This window comes from Arcanobacterium phocisimile (genome assembly GCF_016904675.1).
Taxonomy (GTDB): domain Bacteria; phylum Actinomycetota; class Actinomycetes; order Actinomycetales; family Actinomycetaceae; genus Arcanobacterium; species Arcanobacterium phocisimile.
Map to the genome: position 1 here is coordinate 437,863 of NZ_CP070228.1, position 17,433 is coordinate 455,295.

A 17,433-nucleotide genomic window follows, 5' to 3' on the forward strand; every position below is an offset into this window, starting at 1 on the left:
CGGTTCAATTTTATGAAAGTGCCTTTCGCACTCCCGCTAGTGGAATATCGATCCAGTCTGGCCGTGATACTGCTTCGTAGCAGACCTCGTAGAGGGCTTTGTCGATAATGAGCGCGGTAAGAATTGTGTGTTCGGTTTCGGTCAGTGTGCCGTATCCGGTCAAGAATTTTTCGGTAGCTTGCTGTGCCCAGGTGGCGCATCGTTCAGCGTCGGCACCTGCCTTGTGGGCAGCGCCCGCTGCGTAATCGAATGAGCGGATCATGCCGGCAACATCGCGCAACGCCATATCGGGTTGTGTGCGCTGGGCTAATGGCCGCAACGGTTCGCCTTCAAAGTCGAGGGCAACCCAGCCGCGTCCGGGCACATCTAAGACTTGTCCGAGATGGTAATCGCCATGAATGCGTTGCGTTTCCGGCCACGCGAGCGCCAAGGTGGCGTCATAAATTGTCCGAATCTGTGCCTGTAGTGTTTCAAGCTCTGGGACTTGGGCGATTGCGGCTTGGGCGCGTTCCATCAACGTGTTGACGACGCCGATCTGGTCGGCTTTACTCGTTCCGAAACTGCTCCGGAGTTCGTTGTGGATTTCACGCGTTATCTGACCTAGCGCCACGATACGTTCGCCTTGCTCGGCGCTCATTACTGGCCCGTGCGTGTTGAGATCGGTGAGGAACACTTGCCAAGCATCAACTGAGCCGGCAAGAAATTCTTGCGCCACAAAAAGATCAGCATGGTCGGTTCCCGGCCATGCAGCGGCAACTGATCCGTATTGTTTCGGAACGTGGTGCGAACCGGCATCGTCGAGTGCCAGTTGGAGTTCGACGTCGGGATTGTGGCCGGGGGAGACCACTCGCAAAAGCTTACAAATCAAGCCTACGGGCTGATTTTCGACAACCGGGTCGAACCGGTAAATAATCGAGGTGTTGGATTGTTCAGAGGTGAGTTTATGCGAGCTTGCCGGCGCTGGAAGATCGTGAATATTTCGTGCCGGGGTGAGCCGTAAATCTAATTCTTCACCAGTATTATCGACCCAAATTGCAGGATTGTAGAGCGAAGTAAAAGATCCGTTGAGGAGTTGATACAGATCGTCTTGACCGCGCCGATGTTCGGTAGCATCGCAGATTGCAAGCGAGATTGTTTCTCCGGATTCGAGATGACCGTCGGCAACTGTGATCAGTCCAGAATTCGCTTCGTGGTTGACGCTGTAGGTCAACGGAACACAGAACAAGGTTCCGGACACTTCGAGTAGATGAAGAAAAGTGATCGTGTCATTTGCTGGGGTAGGTAACGCACAGCTTGCCACACAGGTAATATCTGTCACCTGCGTACCGCGATACCAGCGCGCAGCCCCGATCCACGGACGAAGTAGTGGAATGACGTCGTCAAAGTTAATTCTGATCATGATTCCTCGTTAACTCCAACCAGAAGAAGTCTCGCGAACCGAGGGTCAACTGGTAGGTTCCGTCGTTGTCGATATCAGGGAAACGTGCCCCGCCGAAGACGTCTCGCACCTGGCAACCGGCGAAATCCGGGAGCTCGATGCGGGCGGCACGTGGTGTGTTGGCCATATTCATCACGCACAACATGGCTTGATCGTTGTTGACGCGGGTGTAGGCGAGAACCGATTCGTGGTCGGTGTCGCGGAGCTCAAACGCGCCATTTCCTAACACTGGATACCGCGAACGGATCTGCAAAATACCGCGCATCCAATGCAGCAGTGATGACGATTGGGCTAGCTGGGATTCCACGTTCGTTCCCTGATAGTGATAAACCAAGGATTGTACGAGTGGCAGGTAGAGTTTGCCAGGATCAGCGCTGGAAAAACCAGCATTACGATCGGGAGTCCATTGCATCGGGGTGCGTACCGAGTCTCGGTCGTCGAGCCAAATGTTGTCGCCCATACCGATTTCGTCGCCGTAGTACAGGCAAGGCGAACCTGGCAGGGAGAGTAGGAGGGCGTTGGCGAGTTCGATTTCGGCGCGCGAATTGCCTAGGAGTGGTGCGAGTCGGCGTCGAATGCCAACGTTTGCGCGCATGCGCGGATCTTCGGCATACCAGCCATACATTTTGGCGCGTTCTTCGGTGGAAACCATTTCGAGGGTGAGCTCGTCGTGGTTACGTAAGAATGTTCCCCATTGCCCGCCGGCTGGAATATCTGGGGTGGCTTTGAGGATTTCTTGGATTGCGGTGGCACGCTGGTCGCGCAAGGCATAGTAGATGCGTGGCATGACGGGGAAGTGGAAACACATATGGCATTCGGGGTTTTCTTCGGTGCCATAGTATTCGACCACATCTTCGGGCCACTGGTTGGCTTCGGCGATAAAGATTCGTCCCGGATAGGATTCGTCGATTTCTCGGCGCAGGCGCGCAATAAATTCGTGTGTCCGCGGCAGGTTTTCGCAGTTCGTTCCCTCTTCTTCGAATAGATACGGGATAGCGTCTAGGCGGAATCCGTCGACGCCGATTTCGCACCAGAATTTGACGACGTCGATGATGGCTTCTTGCACGGCCGGGTTTTCAAAGTTGAGATCTGGCTGGTGGGAGAAGAAGCGGTGCCAGAAGTATTGCCGGCGTACCGGATCGAAGGTCCAGTTCGATGCCTCGGTATCGATGAAGATAATGCGGGCGTCGGCGTATTCTTCGTCGGTGTCGCGCCACACATAGAAATCGCCGTAGGGCCCGTCGGGGTTAGCACGTGAGCTTTGGAACCACGGATGTTGATCGGAGGTGTGGTTGGCGACGATGTCGATCACGATACGGATACCGCGCTGGTGTGCATGGTCGACCAGTTCGGCAAAATCCTCCATCGAACCGTATTCGGATTTAATCGCCGTATAGTTCGAAATATCGTAGCCGCCGTCGCGCATCGGTGACGGATAGAACGGCGGGATCCACAGTGCATCTACCCCTAGCCATTGCAGGTAGTCGAGGTGATCGATCAGACCACGAAAGTCGCCTGTCCCGGTACCGTGAGTGTCGCCAAATGCGCGCAAGAGCACCTCGTAAAAGACGGCAGTGCGGAACCAGTTGGGATCAGCGTTGATGCCGGGGCGGTCGAGCGGCGGCATAGTGATAGTGGGTTTGGTCAAGGTAACACCTTCACAGATAGAATATGGGCAACTTGGCCGTGCGGATCAAGACGTACGTATGGAGCTTCGTTCCACAGATAGGTTTGGCCGTTCATTTCGTCGGTCACTTGCAATAGTGGACCGTTGTCCCAACGCGGGGAGATGCCAAACGGGGAGAGGTCAAGATACACACTAGCATCTCGAGAGGCGTACGGATCGAGATTGACGACAACGATAACTGCATCCAACGTGCCATCCGGAGTTTCTTCAGGACGGGCAATCTTTGTAAATGACACGATTTTGTCATTTGAAGTGGGGTTGATGGTGACGTTACGTAACCGTTGCAAAGCTGTGTGCTTGTTGCGAATCGAATTGAGTAGTTTCAGCAATGTGGACATGCCGTTATGTTCGGCAACGGCATAGTTGCGGGGCTTGTATTCATACTTTTCGTTGTCGATCTGTTCTTCGGCATCTGGGCGGGCGATATTTTCTATGAGTTCGTAACCGTTGTAGATTCCCCAGGTGGGAGAACCAGTCGCAGCGAGAATCGCACGAATCGCAAACGCTGGAATCCCACCGCGTTGCATGTACGGGGTGAGAATGTCGTGGGTGGTCGGCCAGAACGCTGGACGCATGCGGTGCGCTGATTCGTGGGAGACTTCGGTGAGATATTTTTCGATCTCTTCGCGTTCATTTCGCCACGCGAAATAGGTGTAGGACTGGTGGAATCCCACGGTTCCCAAGGTTTGCATCATAGGTGGATTAGTGAATGCTTCGGCTAAGAAAATAATGTCTGGATGGTTGTGGCGGAATTCGCCAAGGAGTCGCTGCCAGAACGCAACTGGTTTGGTGTGTGGATTATCTACTCGGAAAAGTGTTACTCCGTGGCTAACCCACAACTCGAGAATGCGCTTGATTTCTTGATAGATACCTTCTGGGTCGTTATCAAAGTTGAGCGGATAGATATCTTGATATTTCTTGGGTGGGTTTTCGGCGTAAGCGATGGTGCCGTCAACGCGGGTGGTAAACCATTCCGGATGCTCAGTGACCCACGGATGATCTGGGGAGCACTGCAGAGCTACATCCATCGCAACTTCCATGCCAAGCTTATGGGCTTTGGCTACGAATTCGTCAAAATCGTCGAATGTTCCTAGTTGTGGATCGATAGCATCATGACCGCCGTCGGCAGAACCGATTGCGTACGGTGAACCAGGGTCCCCCGGTTGTGCGGTGAGCGAATTGTTACGTCCTTTGCGGTTTGTTTCACCGATAGGATGAATTGGGGTGAGGTATATGACGTCGAACCCCATCCCGGCGATGCGATCGAGATCAGTGGCTGCGGTGCGTAGTGTGCCTGATGTCCACTTGCCAGTTTCAGGGTCCTTCTTCGCGCCCACCGAACGCGGGAAGATTTCATACCAGGAACCGACAAGGGCGCGTTCGCGATCGACAAATAGCGGATACTCTTTTGACCGAGATACCAGTTCTTTAACGGGATATTTAGCTAGTGCTTCTTGAACTTCAGGTGCTCGGGCGGCAGCTAGCTTGATTTCGGGCAGTGCACGTTTCTTGGAGATGACTGTCAGAGCTTCGCGTAGTGCAGTGCGTTCTGCGGTACGTATTGGAGTAGCTTTGACTGCTTTCTTGAAAAGAACTTCTGCTTCAGCGAAAACGAGCGGAATGTCGATTCCTGCAGATACCTTGATTTCTGCGTTATGTAACCAGGTGGCATACGGGTCCGACCACGCTTCAACGTAAAAGCGATGAGCTCCGAGAGTGTGTGGAGTTAACCAACCCTCGTAACGGAATAACCCTGGCGCAGTATCTTGCATGGGGGTCTGGTCGATGATTTTTCCGGTTGCGTCAACCAACACTGCGGCGGCAGCAAACTTATCGTGGCCTTCTCGGAATATGGTGGCGCTGACCGGGAACGACTCGTTGATGGTTGCCTTCACAGGGCTGGTGCCATCAAGGAGTTGGGGTGAGACCTCAACAATCGGGATCCGGCTAACAGGCTGGATCTGTGGAGTTTGAGGGCTACGTGAGGTGCGAGCCGAGCGGTTACGGACAGAACTGGATTTACGTTGCGAAGTAGTCACACTCCTAGTCTAATCTAGTTATCTACGTCTCAAAAATTCTTAGCGGAATTGGTGTGAATGTTGATGGTCGAATTTTAGGAGTGCACGTTTGAGGTCCGGGCCGAATGCGTAGTTTCCGCTGGGGAAATGCGCAGTTGTGACGAGCTCGGGGTTGCGTTCGAGTTTGTGTTGTGTCGGCTGGGGGACGACGGCGTGGCAGGGGATGACAAGCGGAAACGGGTTTCTGGCACAGGCACTGGCTGCGGCACGCACTGCGCGTGGGTTGTTGGCCAATTGTGCGAGTTGGGTGTAGCTCAGGGTTTTGCCTAGTGGCAGGCGGTGGAGCACTGTGCGAATTTTGGACGCCCACGGTGTGGCTGCGGGGGCGAGTGGAAGGGCGCGGAGTTTGCTAACGTCGCCGTCGTACCAGGCTGATAGCGCTTGGGTGATGAGAGCTACGAACGGATCGTGCGGGTTGGTTTCTGATTCGTGTTCGCGATTGATGAAGGTGATCTGCGTGATAACAGAGCCGGTGGTTAGGACGCGCAAACTGTATGCATCGATGATGGGATCGCCGGTATGGAGTGGGATAGTGAGCATCGTCAGCCTCCTGTGGTCGGTAAGGTGACTGTATCAAGAAGCTGGTGTGGCAAAAAGCTGGTGGGGGTTGGCGTTCGGTTATGAACACCAACCCCCACCAGCAGATTACTTATGAGCTGATCGCTTGACTTAATCAGATCGTGTGTGGCGTAATCTTCCAGACTTCGCGGGCGTAGTCGCCGATGGTCCGATCAGAAGAGAATCGACCAGATTCGACGATGTTCTTCCATGTCATCTTTGCCCAGTGGCGACGATCTTGGTAGTCGGCAGCCATCTTGTCACGAGTCTCGCGGTAGGAAGCAAAGTCGCCGAGTACGTAGTAGACGTCGGCTGGCTCCCAGCTTGGCTCGTAGAGGGAGTTGAGCAGGTCGTGGAACATGCCGGTTCCGCCGTCGTCCAAAGTACCATCTACGAACGCATCGAGAACGCGCTTCAAACCAGGGGTTTGTTCTGCGGTGGCGCGTGGGTTGAAGGTGGCGCGCAACTCAGGAAGTTCTTCTTCCTTAGCACCGAAAATGTAAGCATTTTCTTCGCCGACGGAGTCGAGGATCTCGACGTTCGCACCGTCGAGGGTACCGAGCGTTAATGCGCCGTTCATCATGAACTTCATGTTCGAGGTTCCCGATGCTTCCTTACCAGCAGTAGAAATCTGCTCAGATACGTCGGCAGCCGGAATGATGTGCTCAGCTGGGGAAACGTTGTAGTTTTCCACGAAGAGAACCTGGAGCTTGCCGTCCATATCTGGATCGTTGTTAATCAAGCGACCGATTTCGTTGATCAACTTAATGATTGCCTTCGCACGCACGTAACCGGGAGCTGCCTTCGCGCCGAAAATGAATAAGCGTGGCGCAACTTCAAGGCTTGGATCATCCTTCAACCGGAAGTAGAGATCCAAGATGTAAAGCGCGTTCATTAACTGACGCTTGTATTCGTGCAGACGCTTGATCTGAACGTCGAAAATAGCTTCCGGATTGACGCTAACACCTTGACGGTTCTTGATCCATGCAGCAAAGTCAGTCTTATTTGCTGCCTTGATTTCGTTGAGACGATCGAGTACCGAGGTATCTTCCCCGAACTTTTCGAGCTTCTTGAGCTCATCAAGGTTGCGTACCCAAGCATCTGAGCCGAGAAGCTCGGTGAGCAATGCTGCTAGGCGTGGGTTGCACTGGTTGAGCCAACGACGTGGGGTGACGCCATTGGTCTTGTTGTTGAACCGCTCTGGCCAAATGTCGTACCAGTCGTGGAGCGTGTCCTTCTTGATGATTTCGGTGTGCAATGCAGCCACGCCGTTGATGGAATAGGCCGCGTAGCAAGCGATCCAAGCCATGTGAACACGGTTGCCTTGGATTGGAGCCATGTACTCGATCTTGCCTGGATGGTAGCCTTCGCCAGCGAGCTCTTGGCGGAAGCGACGATCGATTTCGCGCACAATTTCGCTAATGCGTGGGAAGAGACGATCGAAGATGGTCATCTCCCAAGTTTCGAGTGCTTCGGCCAACACGGTGTGGTTGGTGTAACCGAAGGTTTGTGAAACAATCTCCCACGCCTTCTCCCACGTGTAGCCGTGCTCGTCGAGGAGTAAGCGCATGAGTTCTGGGATAGCGAGCACTGGGTGAGTATCGTTGAGCTGGATACAGTTGAACTCGTGGAAGTTGTCCAAGGATCCTTGGTGCTCAAGATGGTTATCGACGATTGCTTGCAGTGATGCCGAGCAGAAGAAGTATTGCTGGCGAACACGCAAGACCTTGCCTTCGTAAGTGGAGTCGTTCGGGTAGAGCACGCGGCAAATATCGTGGACGCGCTCGCGTTCGACGATAGCGTCAGTGAAGCGCTGAGAGTTGAAGGCGTCGTAGTCGAATTCCTTGGTTGGTTCAGCCTTCCACATACGCAAGGTGTTGACGTTCTTGGTGCCGTAGCCGGTGATTGGCATGTCGTAAGGAATAGCTCGAACATCGAGATCGGCGTATTTGACGATGCGCTGTTCTTCTTCACGGCGAATAACGAATGGGTAGCCTTCTTCCATCCAGGCATCTGGCTCTTCTTCTTGGAAGCCGTCATTGAATAGCTGGCGGAAGAGTCCGTAGCGGTAGAGGATTCCGTATCCGCGTACTGGCAGATCCATCGTGGCGCAGGAATCGAGGAAGCAGGCTGCCAAGCGGCCAAGGCCGCCGTTTCCGAGTGCCGCATCGTGTTCTTCTTCGAGGACATCGGAGAGGTTTTGACCGAAGGCGTTGAGTGCTTGGGATGCTTCTTCGATCATGCCGAGGTTAGTGAGGTTGTTCAACAGCGCACGGCCCATGAGGAACTCAGCAGAGAAGTAGTGCTGCATACGCGTAGCGTTATAGGTTTCTTCGGTGCGTTGCCAGTTATCTGCGATGCGATCGACGACGGCGCTGGACGTTGCTGACCAGTATTCCATCGGGGTGCCAGAGTGCTCGTTGCGGCCAGAGACGGCGCGCACCTGCATTCCGATTGCGGATGTTGTATCAGGATGGGTCATGTTCTCCCTTTCAGAAGGCTGTAATGGGCTGAGGGCCACTTCCTTATAGTGCAATCGTAACCTACGTGAAACGTTGCGAAAAATGTTTCATAGGGGACTTTCGCCATCGAATCGCTGCTCGAATTCAGATACGCCGGTTTCTATGGACGAAAGTCCCGTTATGTTTGTATGTTTCAGTAGCGCATTCCGAGCGCGTTGTGGACGTCGTCGAGAGTCTCTTGAGCCTGCTCGCGCGCACGCTCAATGCCACGCATAAGAACACTGCGCAGATACTCTGGATCCTGTTCTAGTTCCGCACGACGGGCACGAATCGGAGCCAGATGCTCGTTAAGAGCTTCGGTGACAACCTTCTTCAAAGTGCCGCCACCGCCGTCACCAATTTCTTCGGCGATAACTTCAGGCGAACGTCCAGTACACATCGACGCGATAAGTAGCAAGTTGGCAACTTCGGGACGATTGGCCGGATCGTAAGTAATATGACGATCCGAATCGGTTACTGCGCGCTTGAGCTTCTTAGCTGTCTCGTCTGCACTCATCCGCAACTCGATCGTGTTGCCGCGCGACTTCGACATCTTCTCACCGTCTAAACCGAGCACGTGCGCCGCATCGGACAAAAGGGCATGCGGACGAGGGAAGATTCGCTTCGCCTTCTTACCCTTGTTGTACCGCTTTTCAAACCGATCAGCGATCACGCGCGCCTGCTCCAAGTGTGGAAGCTGATCCTTACCAACTGGCACTAGGTTCGCTTTGCAGAACAAAATATCGGCAGCCTGGTGAACCGGGTAGGTCAGTAGTAGGCCAGACATTGGCCGGCCGTTCGTTGCCTCGTATTCAGCTTTGACTGTAGGGTTGCGGCGCAGTTCGGCGTCGGAAACAACCGATAAGAACGGAATAACAAGTTCGTTGAGTTCGGGGACTTGCGAGTGTGCGAAGAATACGGTTTCTTCAGGATCCATACCCACCGCGAGATAATCGGTGAGGAGAGACATGGTGCGCTCGCGGATCGAATCGGCTTCATCGCGATCCGTAATCACCTGATAGTCAGCAATAAGTAGCCAGGTATCGACGCCGCGTTGCTGGAGTTTACGCCAGTTTTGCAAAGTGCCGAAATAGTGGCCGATATGCAGGTGCCCAGTTGGCCGTGCGCCGGTCAATACCCGGAACTTCGAGGGATCTTCGTCAATAGCTAGGTTGATTTTCTCGCTCATCTGGCGGGTAGCTTCGAGCGAAGCATCCGATGTTGCCGTCTCCAGGGCGAGTTGCGCATTATTTTCACTCATGCCCTCTAGTCTAGCGTGCCGTGCCACCACTTTTTGCTTCACATAGTTGTGAAGCGTGACGTTTCACGGAGATCTGGCAAAGGTTGTCACGACGGCGGACAGGTGGGAATTATCTAAAGTTCAAAACGACGTGGTTTTCTTAGTAGTAACTTCTGGGAGGATCATTCTGTTGAACCTATGAGCGAAAATAGTTGTTTGGCGGTGGGGTTTACTATATCGCTATGGATGATACCATCGCGTAAAACTATGGCTCTGTCTGCTCTAGCGGCAGCTTCAAGGTCATGGGTAACCATGATTACAGTGGTCCCAGTTTTATGTAATTGGGCGAGTTGATCGAGAAGTAGGCGTGTTGAGGCTGAATCGAGTGCTCCTGAGGGCTCATCTGCAAAAAGAATTTTTGGTTGTACCGCGAGAGACCGGACAATTGCAACTCGCTGTCGTTGACCTCCGGAGAGTTGTGCTGGATAAGAATCTAACTTATCCGAAAGACCGAAGCGGTCGAATAGTTTTTTGATAGCTTTTGCAGAGAGTCGTTTTTTATTGAAACGAAGACCAAGCTTGACGTTTTCAAGCGCTGTCATCGAGTCAATCAGATTGTAATCTTGAAATATGAAGCTTGCGTTCTTACGACGTATCGCGCTTCTTTCCTTTCTGGATGCGGACACTACATCGCTGCCGGATAGTTTTGCTATCCCGGAATCTGCTTGTTCTAGTCCAGACATGCAGTAAAGAAAGGTAGTTTTACCAGACCCTGAAGGGCCAACAATAGATACAAACTCTCCTGCTTGAGCTTGGAACGATAAGTTTTTCAGCACGTGTACTGATTCATTCTTGTTTAGTGGGAAACTCTTTGATAGATCTTCTACATGGATTATGGGTTGCATCTTAAACCTCTTATCGGACAATAGCTTGCATGTTTAGTGAGCGAGATTGAATCAAAGTTGAGAATTCGGTAAAAAGTGTTATCAGTAAAAATCCAGCGGTTAAAAGAATGTATGTTTCAAGAGGTATGCCACTTGATTGTGTTCCTGGAACTGGCCCGGCCGAGAGTGCTAAACCCATAGCTAAACTGTTGATGAAAAGGATTGCTGTGCTGATTAAAGATGCGACAAGTAGATAAATAAGGGATTCTAGAAATGCTGCGAATGTGATGGTCGAAGGCTTGCAACCGAGAACCTGTAGTAGTGCAATGTCGTGCACTCGAGAACGGTTTGTTAAATAGACAGCTAATACTCCGCTTGCCGCTGCCAGAATAACTGGTGTGCTGAAAATTAATAGAATCTGGGAACTAGGGCTGGCTTGAAGGCTCTCCTCGGAGGCTCCAATTGCGGACATTACGTTACGTGTTTGGGAGATCATGCCAAATACTAGGCCGACTGATGTTGCTGCCAAAACTAGCGGAGTGATGAACGCTGTAGAGCGAAATGCTCGGCGCTTCGCAGAGGTTAACGCAATCATCCAGCTATCAAAAATATTAACTGGGTCGAATAGTCCAATGAACGTGATTGTGGACTTAACTATCGCTTTGCTTGATATGCCAAACGCGAGTAATAGCCCAAGTCCGATTCCCCAGTAAGTGCTGATCAAACCGCTAAGAATCTCAGAGCTGGTGGTGATAGGTACCTTTGATATTGCTATATAAGATGCGATCATTCCTCCAGTCACGAGGAAAGAGAAAAGATAGCGCACCCACTGGCGTTCAGTTGGATTCGCAAGAGGGCCATTTACTGCGATAACAGGATCGAGTTTGAGTAGAGAGCGAGTCGTTAAAACTAACGGAAGAATGACGGTGAGAAGTGATGTAATCGGTGCGAACACGATTGCCCATATGCTTTGATGTATGTAACCTGAATCAGCTGGGAGAAGTCCAGTTTTCTGAATCAGAACTATGTAGAAATCCCATAGTGACATTGCGAGTACAGTGCCAAGCACACAGCCGATAATAGCCGCAAGGCAGGCTAAAGTAACGTACCGTAATCGTGCTGCAGATGGAGAAGCGCCAATGACTTGCCATAGCGCAATTCTTCTCGAATCTTCCTCGACCGCTAGCCGGATAATAGTTGGAACGCAGAAAAGTATTGCCATAATAGTCAACGCCATCTGGAAGCCTCCAAGAACGGAGAATTGCTCTGCAGCTGGGCCAGTTGGTAACTGTGCACCAGCGATAGTCGTGCTCAGAGATAGCGTGATGAGGCAACAAGAAATGGAGGAAATGCTGAGGGTTGCTACGAACATTGGAATGAAATCGCGAATCTCTTTCAGCATATTGCCCGGCCTCCCACAATGCTTATTACTATTGTTGCGATGGAAATAAGGAAAAATAAAACCGTTCCAACTTTCAGAGCATAATAAATTCTACTATATAGGTTAGAAGAGTTTGTATGCTTCAAGGTGGAGGTGTCCAGGTTTAAGAGTGTGAGGAGTGCTCTATAACCATCTGAATTTACAAAAGGAATAATATTGAAGAGTATAGCAAAGTTGAAAATTAGAAATATCGGTGCACTAGCACTTAATTGTGTGCAGTGATAGCTACTAATGAGGAAAGTTGTGTTTGAAACTGCATTCGCAAAGACTCCGGCTAGATGTACAGTTATTCTGAATCCCGGAGGGAGTAGATAGACACGGTTTATTCGGACGAAAATTGAAGGTATGAAACCGAGGTTAAAATGAAATCCCCATGAATCAATTTTTTGACCGTGTAAACGTAAAGCGAGAACATGGGAATATTCGTGTATAAGAGCTTGAAATAGCGCGTAGAACAATAGCGATAATAGGTGAGGGTAGCTCGATAGATATCTGTAAGAGTTGAGGTTGCTGCTAATATATAGATGTAATGACCAAGCAATACACGCGGCTGTAATAGTGAAAATTATGAAGGCGTATCGATATTCGTGATAGGTGTATTCGACTTGCCACGTATGGTTTTCCTCAAACTCCTCAGTTTTTCCTACGTAGCACTTCCGTTTTGAGGTGAAATACACAAATGTTTGTTCGCCTTTTGAGAGTAGAATATAATCCTCTGTGGAAGCTCGAAGATATTTACGTATTTTCATTATCTAAATATCTAACTTTGTTGCATAAGGAATTTCGCGCGTGAGGTTATATCGTTGGCGAGGCTCTGTAATACATGTGGGGTGAGTGTTAGTGCTCGGCAGACGCTACATGCGTCTGTAACTATTGAGTCTTCAAGGCGTGGGATTAGGCCTCTGGAAATTGCTAAATTGTAGATCCAGCCAAAACCTTCATGCCTAATAACTGAAAAGTAGCTATTGTAAGTAATCGTTTTTAGTGCTTCTTCAAAAGGCGTCCCGTCTACAGTTCCGATTTTTAAACTAGTGCCAAAGACTGCGGGAGAGCAGCATGGGTAGATATACCCATCGTAGTGAAAAGTTGGTTCGAAGCTGGGGCAGTTTAGCTCCGAAATTGGTAGTGATGATCTGTACAATTCACTCTCTGGAAGATTGGTGGCAGCGCCGACTGGTGTTACGGGAAATTCCCTTATGGTAACTTGGGGATATTTTTTCTTGATTGAGAGAATGGAAGAATCGAGAGGGTTACTCTTAGTTGTGGCGCAATTAATGCAACATTCCAAATTCAATTCATCGCATGCTTTTATGATGTTTTCAACACGAGCTTTGTTGATGAATGGGGAATGGAAGCTGTCGTGGCTAATAGTCAGATAGGCGAGTCCAGCTTGTTTGAGTTCTAAAATGGCCTCTCGTGCACTTCTCGGGGTTATTCCCCAAAAACCATTCGATGTTAGGGTAGCCTTCTTACCTTGTGCGGTCACGATCTTTATCATGTTGAGGACCACCTGTTTACGTAACATTGCTTCACCTCCGCTTATGCCTACCGTTTGGACTATTGGATTTGAAGCCACTTCGTGCGCAATTTGCATAAGAGTTTCTGTCGGTATCTCCTCTGAACATTTAGGCGTTGATTCGAAGCAGCAGTGGATGCAATGTGCATTACATCGTCGGGTAATGATAATTCCTACGCTTATACCACGTTTCATTTTTCTCCAAAGTCGTGTGGCCGAGCGTTTATCTCGGCCACACGAGTTGCATTAGCAACCGCCTGATCCGATGATGATTCCGCATGTAATGAAATGCCAATGGTCGTCTTGGTCGGTTAGCTCGATTAACTCACTGTCTAAATTGAGCTCTTTCAGAGCGTCTGTTGTAGAACTCATCTCACCTCCTAACTTTATGCATATAAGTATATAAGGAGTATTCCAGAGAAAATAGGAACTAAATCCTATAGGTGTAAGAAATTCAGTTATGTGGCATGAACTGCCCCGGTTTTGTTTCTAGGCATCTGTCTTGATTTCATTCATTTTCTTGATTTAGGAGCAGGTTTTAAAATTCCTACTCAGTCTCAGTTGGCGGGGTGATAACCTAGACTCCGGTTAAGTCTGGGACGATTTCATCAGGTTGCTCACTTGAACGTCGCGAATTCTACGTCGACGTTGTTCGCCCCAACCTGAGTGTGAACCAGCTCGATCTTATTTGAGCTATTAAGGGTTTCCGGCAATGCTTTGTTGGGGAGATCATCATCAAATTCGGTGAGCATCCCCAGTTCGGCTTCATCTTCATCAACCATGTGAAGTGGGGGATCGTGGGAGCTGCTTGAGCGATGATGAACGCATCGCGCTGGCTGGTTTTAGCTTATCCCTGGTTATAGATCCGCGATCGGTCGCATTGCCGAACCGGGTAAGTACGCGACATGTATCCTCAATTGCTTGGGCCACTGCCACAGCCAGCGCGCCGAATTGTTGCTGGCTGATCTACCACAACAAGTATTGAGCCAAGGCTGGCAAGCTCATCATAAATCTGTCGTAGTTTTTCTCCATCGTTGGGTAAGCGAATGTGAGTAGACTTGATCGCTACTACCGTGAACGATGGTTGCCCAGTGATCAGTCTTGCCCTGCGTCGATGCCAAGCCAGATATCAAAATTCTCCGGTATCGCTGCCTGTCTGACTTTCAAGAATACAACCAGCTAACTAGTTGTTAGCTTTCACGGGTAAACACATCCGTCTTACACCCACGCCTGCGACAGGCATCATATTCCAGTGCCATGCCCCTGATGAGTAATCACGAGTATGTCTGTCCGATCCCGGTGACAACACCCCCCGGATCATTAAAAGACAGGGGCAAACAATCATGCCGAGATAGTCCAGCCAAACCCATCATCGCGCAAATGCCAGCTTCAGAGCTTATCAAAACAGTAACGGGCCTTCTTTTCCTCCCATTGAGATAACTTCCGTCAAATACGGTCAGTTCTCCCGGTGAAGTAGACGTAGGTTTGCATGGGGTTCATCCGTATTCTTGATGGAAAACATGGTCAGTTCCTCATGTTCATCTTCTGTTGTGGAATATTACGTGGTTGGTTGTAGCTTTGGATAGGAAAACGAAGAAATAAAAGAAAATGTCTTTAGCTTTGTGTTGCGAGCGTTTGTTTGTAGGTGGGCGTGTCCGATAGTGGATTGAGTGATTGCCCTGCTCCATCCGAATATTGCTTCGTATCGGTCTTTGGTAAAATATCCCTATAAGTGTCAGTGATGTGAATATAGAGGAAGGCTCTCAGCTAATGAAAATTTTCCTTGCTTTCGTCATGTTTTTCTCAGGTTTAGCCGCTTTTGTTTTTGCTGTGCTTTATGCATTTGACGTCATTGAAACGGGCTTGCCTGGCTATCTATCGTTGCTAGTTTTTTGCGTTGCTTATCTTGTTGATTCCAAGAGAAAAGCGAAAGTAGGGGCTTCTGGCTGCTAGTAAGTAATAGGCGTAGTTATCTGACGGTTTGCATTGTTAGTATCCGGCTTTGAGTGCGGTGATGGTGAGTTCGCCGCGGTTATTAAAGCCAGTGATGCTTTAGGATATTCATTAGAATCCTCGGAGGTTATGTAAAGGAGCAGATCAGTGTTCACGCCGTTGACTCACATTGCAAGCGGTAAATCCGTGCGCGGTACCATTGTCGCTTTTCACGGAGTGACGGATAATGCGGCCTCACTGAGTGACCTCGCAGACCATTGGGCGCCTGACTGGCGGGTAATCCTCGTCGATTCTCTCGGGCATGGAACTAGCCCTCGATTTTCTGATAGCCAACTGCTAGATCCGTTTTCTGCTCTCGTGAAAACGGCGATCGAAAGTGTCCAAACTGCCGCTGCTCAGTCACCACAAGGGAAAGTTGTTATCTACGGGCACTCCCTTGGTGGCGCAATTGCTACGCATGTTTCCTTACAGATACCTTCACTTGTTACAGCGCTTATCCTCGAAGATCCGGCGCTTCTTACCCCACAGCAGTATGAAACGTATCGAGCCGGAGGTCCGCTCCTGGCTCAACGCCTAGAACTCATGAGCAACGACGTCGGTGAAGCCATGATCGAGCTTATGAAAACATATACTAGCTGGCCGGTGTCTGAATATGGCGGATGGTTACAAGGGAAAACGCAAGTGGATCAAAAGTTTGTCAGAACTGGAATTGTCGGCTCCCAGGGACGAATAATTCTCCACCACGTTAGCGTCCATACTCTCTTAGTGACCGGCGAAGGCAGTGATGTTCTCTTTGGCGGGGAGGGCTTGAAAGAAGTTAACAGTTATGGCAACCCATATCTGAAAACCGCACTGATTTCGGGCACTTCCCATATGGTTCGTAGAGATAACTCCACTGAGTTATATGCTCTTGTTGATGATTTCTTGTTATCTCTCGACGATAATTTTTCCCCACATCCTTATCTTGCGCCTGAGCTGCAGCGTTGGTTAAGCAGTGCTCCGCCCCAAACTACGTGGGATGTTGAACAATTACGTCAGGCCGGAGAACAGTTGCTAACGAGAACTGATGGCGGTGTAGGCAGTAAAATTCGTGCCACCATAATGAAAACCGGCCGCGGTTTACCGTTGCGGATATTGTACCGCACTGATCAACAACCAGATCAGATACTCATTGCGCTTCATGGTGGTGGTTATGTGGCTGGGAAGGCCGAATATGATGATGAACGCAACTATGAATTACTAGAGCTGCTCCCAACTACTGTGATCTGTGCGCCTGAATATCGGTTGGCGCCCGAACACCCGTATCCAGCCGCAGTTCAAGACTGCATTGATGCCATCAATTATATGGAAGATCAATACCCAAACGTTCCTATCTTTGTGTTGGGGGATTCAGCCGGCGCTGGAGTTGGACTACAAGCTTTACAAACCCTAGTAACCACAAGATCGAATACGACGATTTCCGGTTTTATTTGTTTAGAACCATGCCTTGATCCACGAGTTTCCTCCCGCTCCTACCAGATTTATCGCGAGGGTCCAGTATGGACGGCGGCAGCTGCCCAGGCAGCTTGGGAGCACTATCTCGCTGGCGTGGATCCAACACAAGTGCATGTTTCAGTGCGAAATAGTGCAGCCTCGCTGCCGCCGACTATGATCATTGCGAACCCCGTGGATCCCTTGCGAGACGAAGCGATTACTTTGGCAACAGATCTGATCGATGGCGGTGGAGTTGCTGAACTGCATATACTTCCAGGAACTTTTCACGGCGCGCTTTCGGTTCCTCAAACCTGCACGTGGCGCGATGTTAAAACGCTCATCACCAGTTTCCTTAGCAAAAACCACGCAGAGCAGAAGTAATATGCTCGTTTCGAACAACTAGCTCATAAAACGTTCGCTCACTGTAGTACATGAAGGTTTTTCTTCGGTCGCGATGATGCCAGAATTAGCGGTATTTTCTTCGTCGTCGTCGAAACGTATCACTTTAGGGTGAGGGTGATTGTTTTTCATGATGGATATTAGTTCGGGTTTGTAACCGTTGCCTAAAAGATTTTACGACGACGGGGTTGTTGGCACGTGCCATGTGTTCCACATAGGTTAGAAGCGGTTGTATGCTCCAAGGTGGAAGGGGTCTGATGCATGG

The 17,433-nt window shown here is 50.2% G+C and carries 14 protein-coding genes; 2 read left to right on the top strand and 12 right to left on the bottom strand.

Annotated elements, in window-relative coordinates; all coding sequences use genetic code 11:
• Positions 1 to 10: 10 nt before the first annotated feature.
• The 11 genes from JTE88_RS01880 to JTE88_RS09330 all read right to left on the bottom strand — a co-directional run bounded on the left by JTE88_RS01880 (position 11) and on the right by JTE88_RS09330 (position 14,125).
• Positions 11 to 1,399: a hypothetical protein gene (locus JTE88_RS01880; protein WP_204425023.1), complete on the bottom strand. Its 1,389-nt coding sequence runs from the start codon at positions 1,397 to 1,399 to the stop codon at positions 11 to 13.
• Positions 1,386 to 3,065, bottom strand: a complete 1,680-nt coding sequence (treS, locus tag JTE88_RS01885) for a maltose alpha-D-glucosyltransferase (protein WP_204425696.1) — start codon at positions 3,063 to 3,065, stop codon at positions 1,386 to 1,388. The genes JTE88_RS01880 and treS overlap by 14 nt, the downstream gene beginning before the upstream one ends.
• A gap of 17 nt (positions 3,066 to 3,082) precedes the next feature.
• On the bottom strand, positions 3,083 to 5,164 hold the full coding sequence (locus JTE88_RS01890; RefSeq protein ID WP_204425024.1) for an alpha-1,4-glucan--maltose-1-phosphate maltosyltransferase: 2,082 nt from the start codon (positions 5,162 to 5,164) through the stop codon (positions 3,083 to 3,085).
• 39 nt (positions 5,165 to 5,203) lie between these two features.
• Complete coding sequence (locus tag JTE88_RS01895; protein ID WP_204425025.1) at positions 5,204 to 5,743, bottom strand: methylated-DNA--[protein]-cysteine S-methyltransferase; 540 nt, start codon at positions 5,741 to 5,743, stop codon at positions 5,204 to 5,206.
• A gap of 133 nt (positions 5,744 to 5,876) precedes the next feature.
• Entirely contained in the window at positions 5,877 to 8,243 is a 2,367-nt protein-coding gene (locus tag JTE88_RS01900; RefSeq protein WP_204425026.1) for a glycogen/starch/alpha-glucan phosphorylase, read from the bottom strand.
• Positions 8,244 to 8,416: 173 nt separating this feature from the next.
• Positions 8,417 to 9,523 carry a tryptophan--tRNA ligase gene (trpS, locus tag JTE88_RS01905; RefSeq protein ID WP_168917335.1) on the bottom strand — a complete coding sequence of 369 codons (1,107 nt, stop codon included), beginning with the start codon at positions 9,521 to 9,523 and terminating at the stop codon, positions 8,417 to 8,419.
• Positions 9,524 to 9,684: 161 nt separating this feature from the next.
• A complete protein-coding gene (locus tag JTE88_RS01910) occupies positions 9,685 to 10,338 on the bottom strand; it encodes an ABC transporter ATP-binding protein (protein WP_204425028.1) in 654 nt (217 codons plus the stop codon).
• A 79-nt stretch (positions 10,339 to 10,417) separates the two neighbouring features.
• Positions 10,418 to 11,788, bottom strand: a complete 1,371-nt coding sequence (locus tag JTE88_RS01915; RefSeq protein WP_168917337.1) for an FtsX-like permease family protein — start codon at positions 11,786 to 11,788, stop codon at positions 10,418 to 10,420.
• 799 nt (positions 11,789 to 12,587) lie between these two features.
• On the bottom strand, positions 12,588 to 13,538 hold the full coding sequence (locus JTE88_RS01920; RefSeq protein ID WP_168917338.1) for a radical SAM protein: 951 nt from the start codon (positions 13,536 to 13,538) through the stop codon (positions 12,588 to 12,590).
• A 51-nt stretch (positions 13,539 to 13,589) separates the two neighbouring features.
• Entirely contained in the window at positions 13,590 to 13,715 is a 126-nt protein-coding gene (locus tag JTE88_RS09115) for a hypothetical protein (protein WP_256367955.1), read from the bottom strand.
• Between the two features lie 245 nt (positions 13,716 to 13,960).
• Positions 13,961 to 14,125: a hypothetical protein gene (locus JTE88_RS09330; RefSeq protein ID WP_168917339.1), complete on the bottom strand. Its 165-nt coding sequence runs from the start codon at positions 14,123 to 14,125 to the stop codon at positions 13,961 to 13,963.
• Positions 14,126 to 15,086: 961 nt separating this feature from the next.
• Between JTE88_RS09330 and JTE88_RS01930 the strand changes: the two genes are divergently transcribed.
• Positions 15,087 to 15,296, top strand: coding sequence for a hypothetical protein (locus JTE88_RS01930; RefSeq protein WP_204425029.1), 210 nt, complete (start codon positions 15,087 to 15,089; stop codon positions 15,294 to 15,296).
• A gap of 147 nt (positions 15,297 to 15,443) precedes the next feature.
• The gene (locus tag JTE88_RS01935) at positions 15,444 to 17,150 is read left to right on the top strand and encodes an alpha/beta hydrolase (protein WP_204425031.1); all 1,707 of its coding nucleotides are present in this window, start codon (positions 15,444 to 15,446) and stop codon (positions 17,148 to 17,150) included.
• An 18-nt stretch (positions 17,151 to 17,168) separates the two neighbouring features.
• Here JTE88_RS01935 and JTE88_RS09120 read toward each other — a convergent pair whose 3' ends face one another.
• A complete protein-coding gene (locus JTE88_RS09120) occupies positions 17,169 to 17,300 on the bottom strand; it encodes a hypothetical protein (RefSeq protein ID WP_275586617.1) in 132 nt (43 codons plus the stop codon).
• Positions 17,301 to 17,433 lie beyond the last annotated feature (133 nt).

Bases quoted from the DNA above. Each gene is read 5' to 3' on its own strand.
- JTE88_RS01880 (WP_204425023.1), bottom strand. From the start codon at position 1,399: ATGATCAGAATTAACTTTGACGACGTCATTCCACTACTTCGTCCGTGG.
- treS (WP_204425696.1), bottom strand. From the start codon at position 3,065: ATGCCGCCGCTCGACCGCCCCGGCATCAACGCTGATCCCAACTGGTTC.
- JTE88_RS01895 (WP_204425025.1), bottom strand. From the start codon at position 5,743: ATGCTCACTATCCCACTCCATACCGGCGATCCCATCATCGATGCATAC.
- JTE88_RS01900 (WP_204425026.1), bottom strand. From the start codon at position 8,243: ATGACCCATCCTGATACAACATCCGCAATCGGAATGCAGGTGCGCGCC.
- trpS (WP_168917335.1), bottom strand. From the start codon at position 9,523: ATGAGTGAAAATAATGCGCAACTCGCCCTGGAGACGGCAACATCGGAT.
- JTE88_RS01915 (WP_168917337.1), bottom strand. From the start codon at position 11,788: ATGCTGAAAGAGATTCGCGATTTCATTCCAATGTTCGTAGCAACCCTC.
- JTE88_RS01920 (WP_168917338.1), bottom strand. From the start codon at position 13,538: ATGAAACGTGGTATAAGCGTAGGAATTATCATTACCCGACGATGTAAT.
- JTE88_RS09115 (WP_256367955.1), bottom strand. From the start codon at position 13,715: ATGAGTTCTACAACAGACGCTCTGAAAGAGCTCAATTTAGACAGTGAG.
- JTE88_RS09330 (WP_168917339.1), bottom strand. From the start codon at position 14,125: ATGGTTGATGAAGATGAAGCCGAACTGGGGATGCTCACCGAATTTGAT.
- JTE88_RS09120 (WP_275586617.1), bottom strand. From the start codon at position 17,300: ATGAAAAACAATCACCCTCACCCTAAAGTGATACGTTTCGACGACGAC.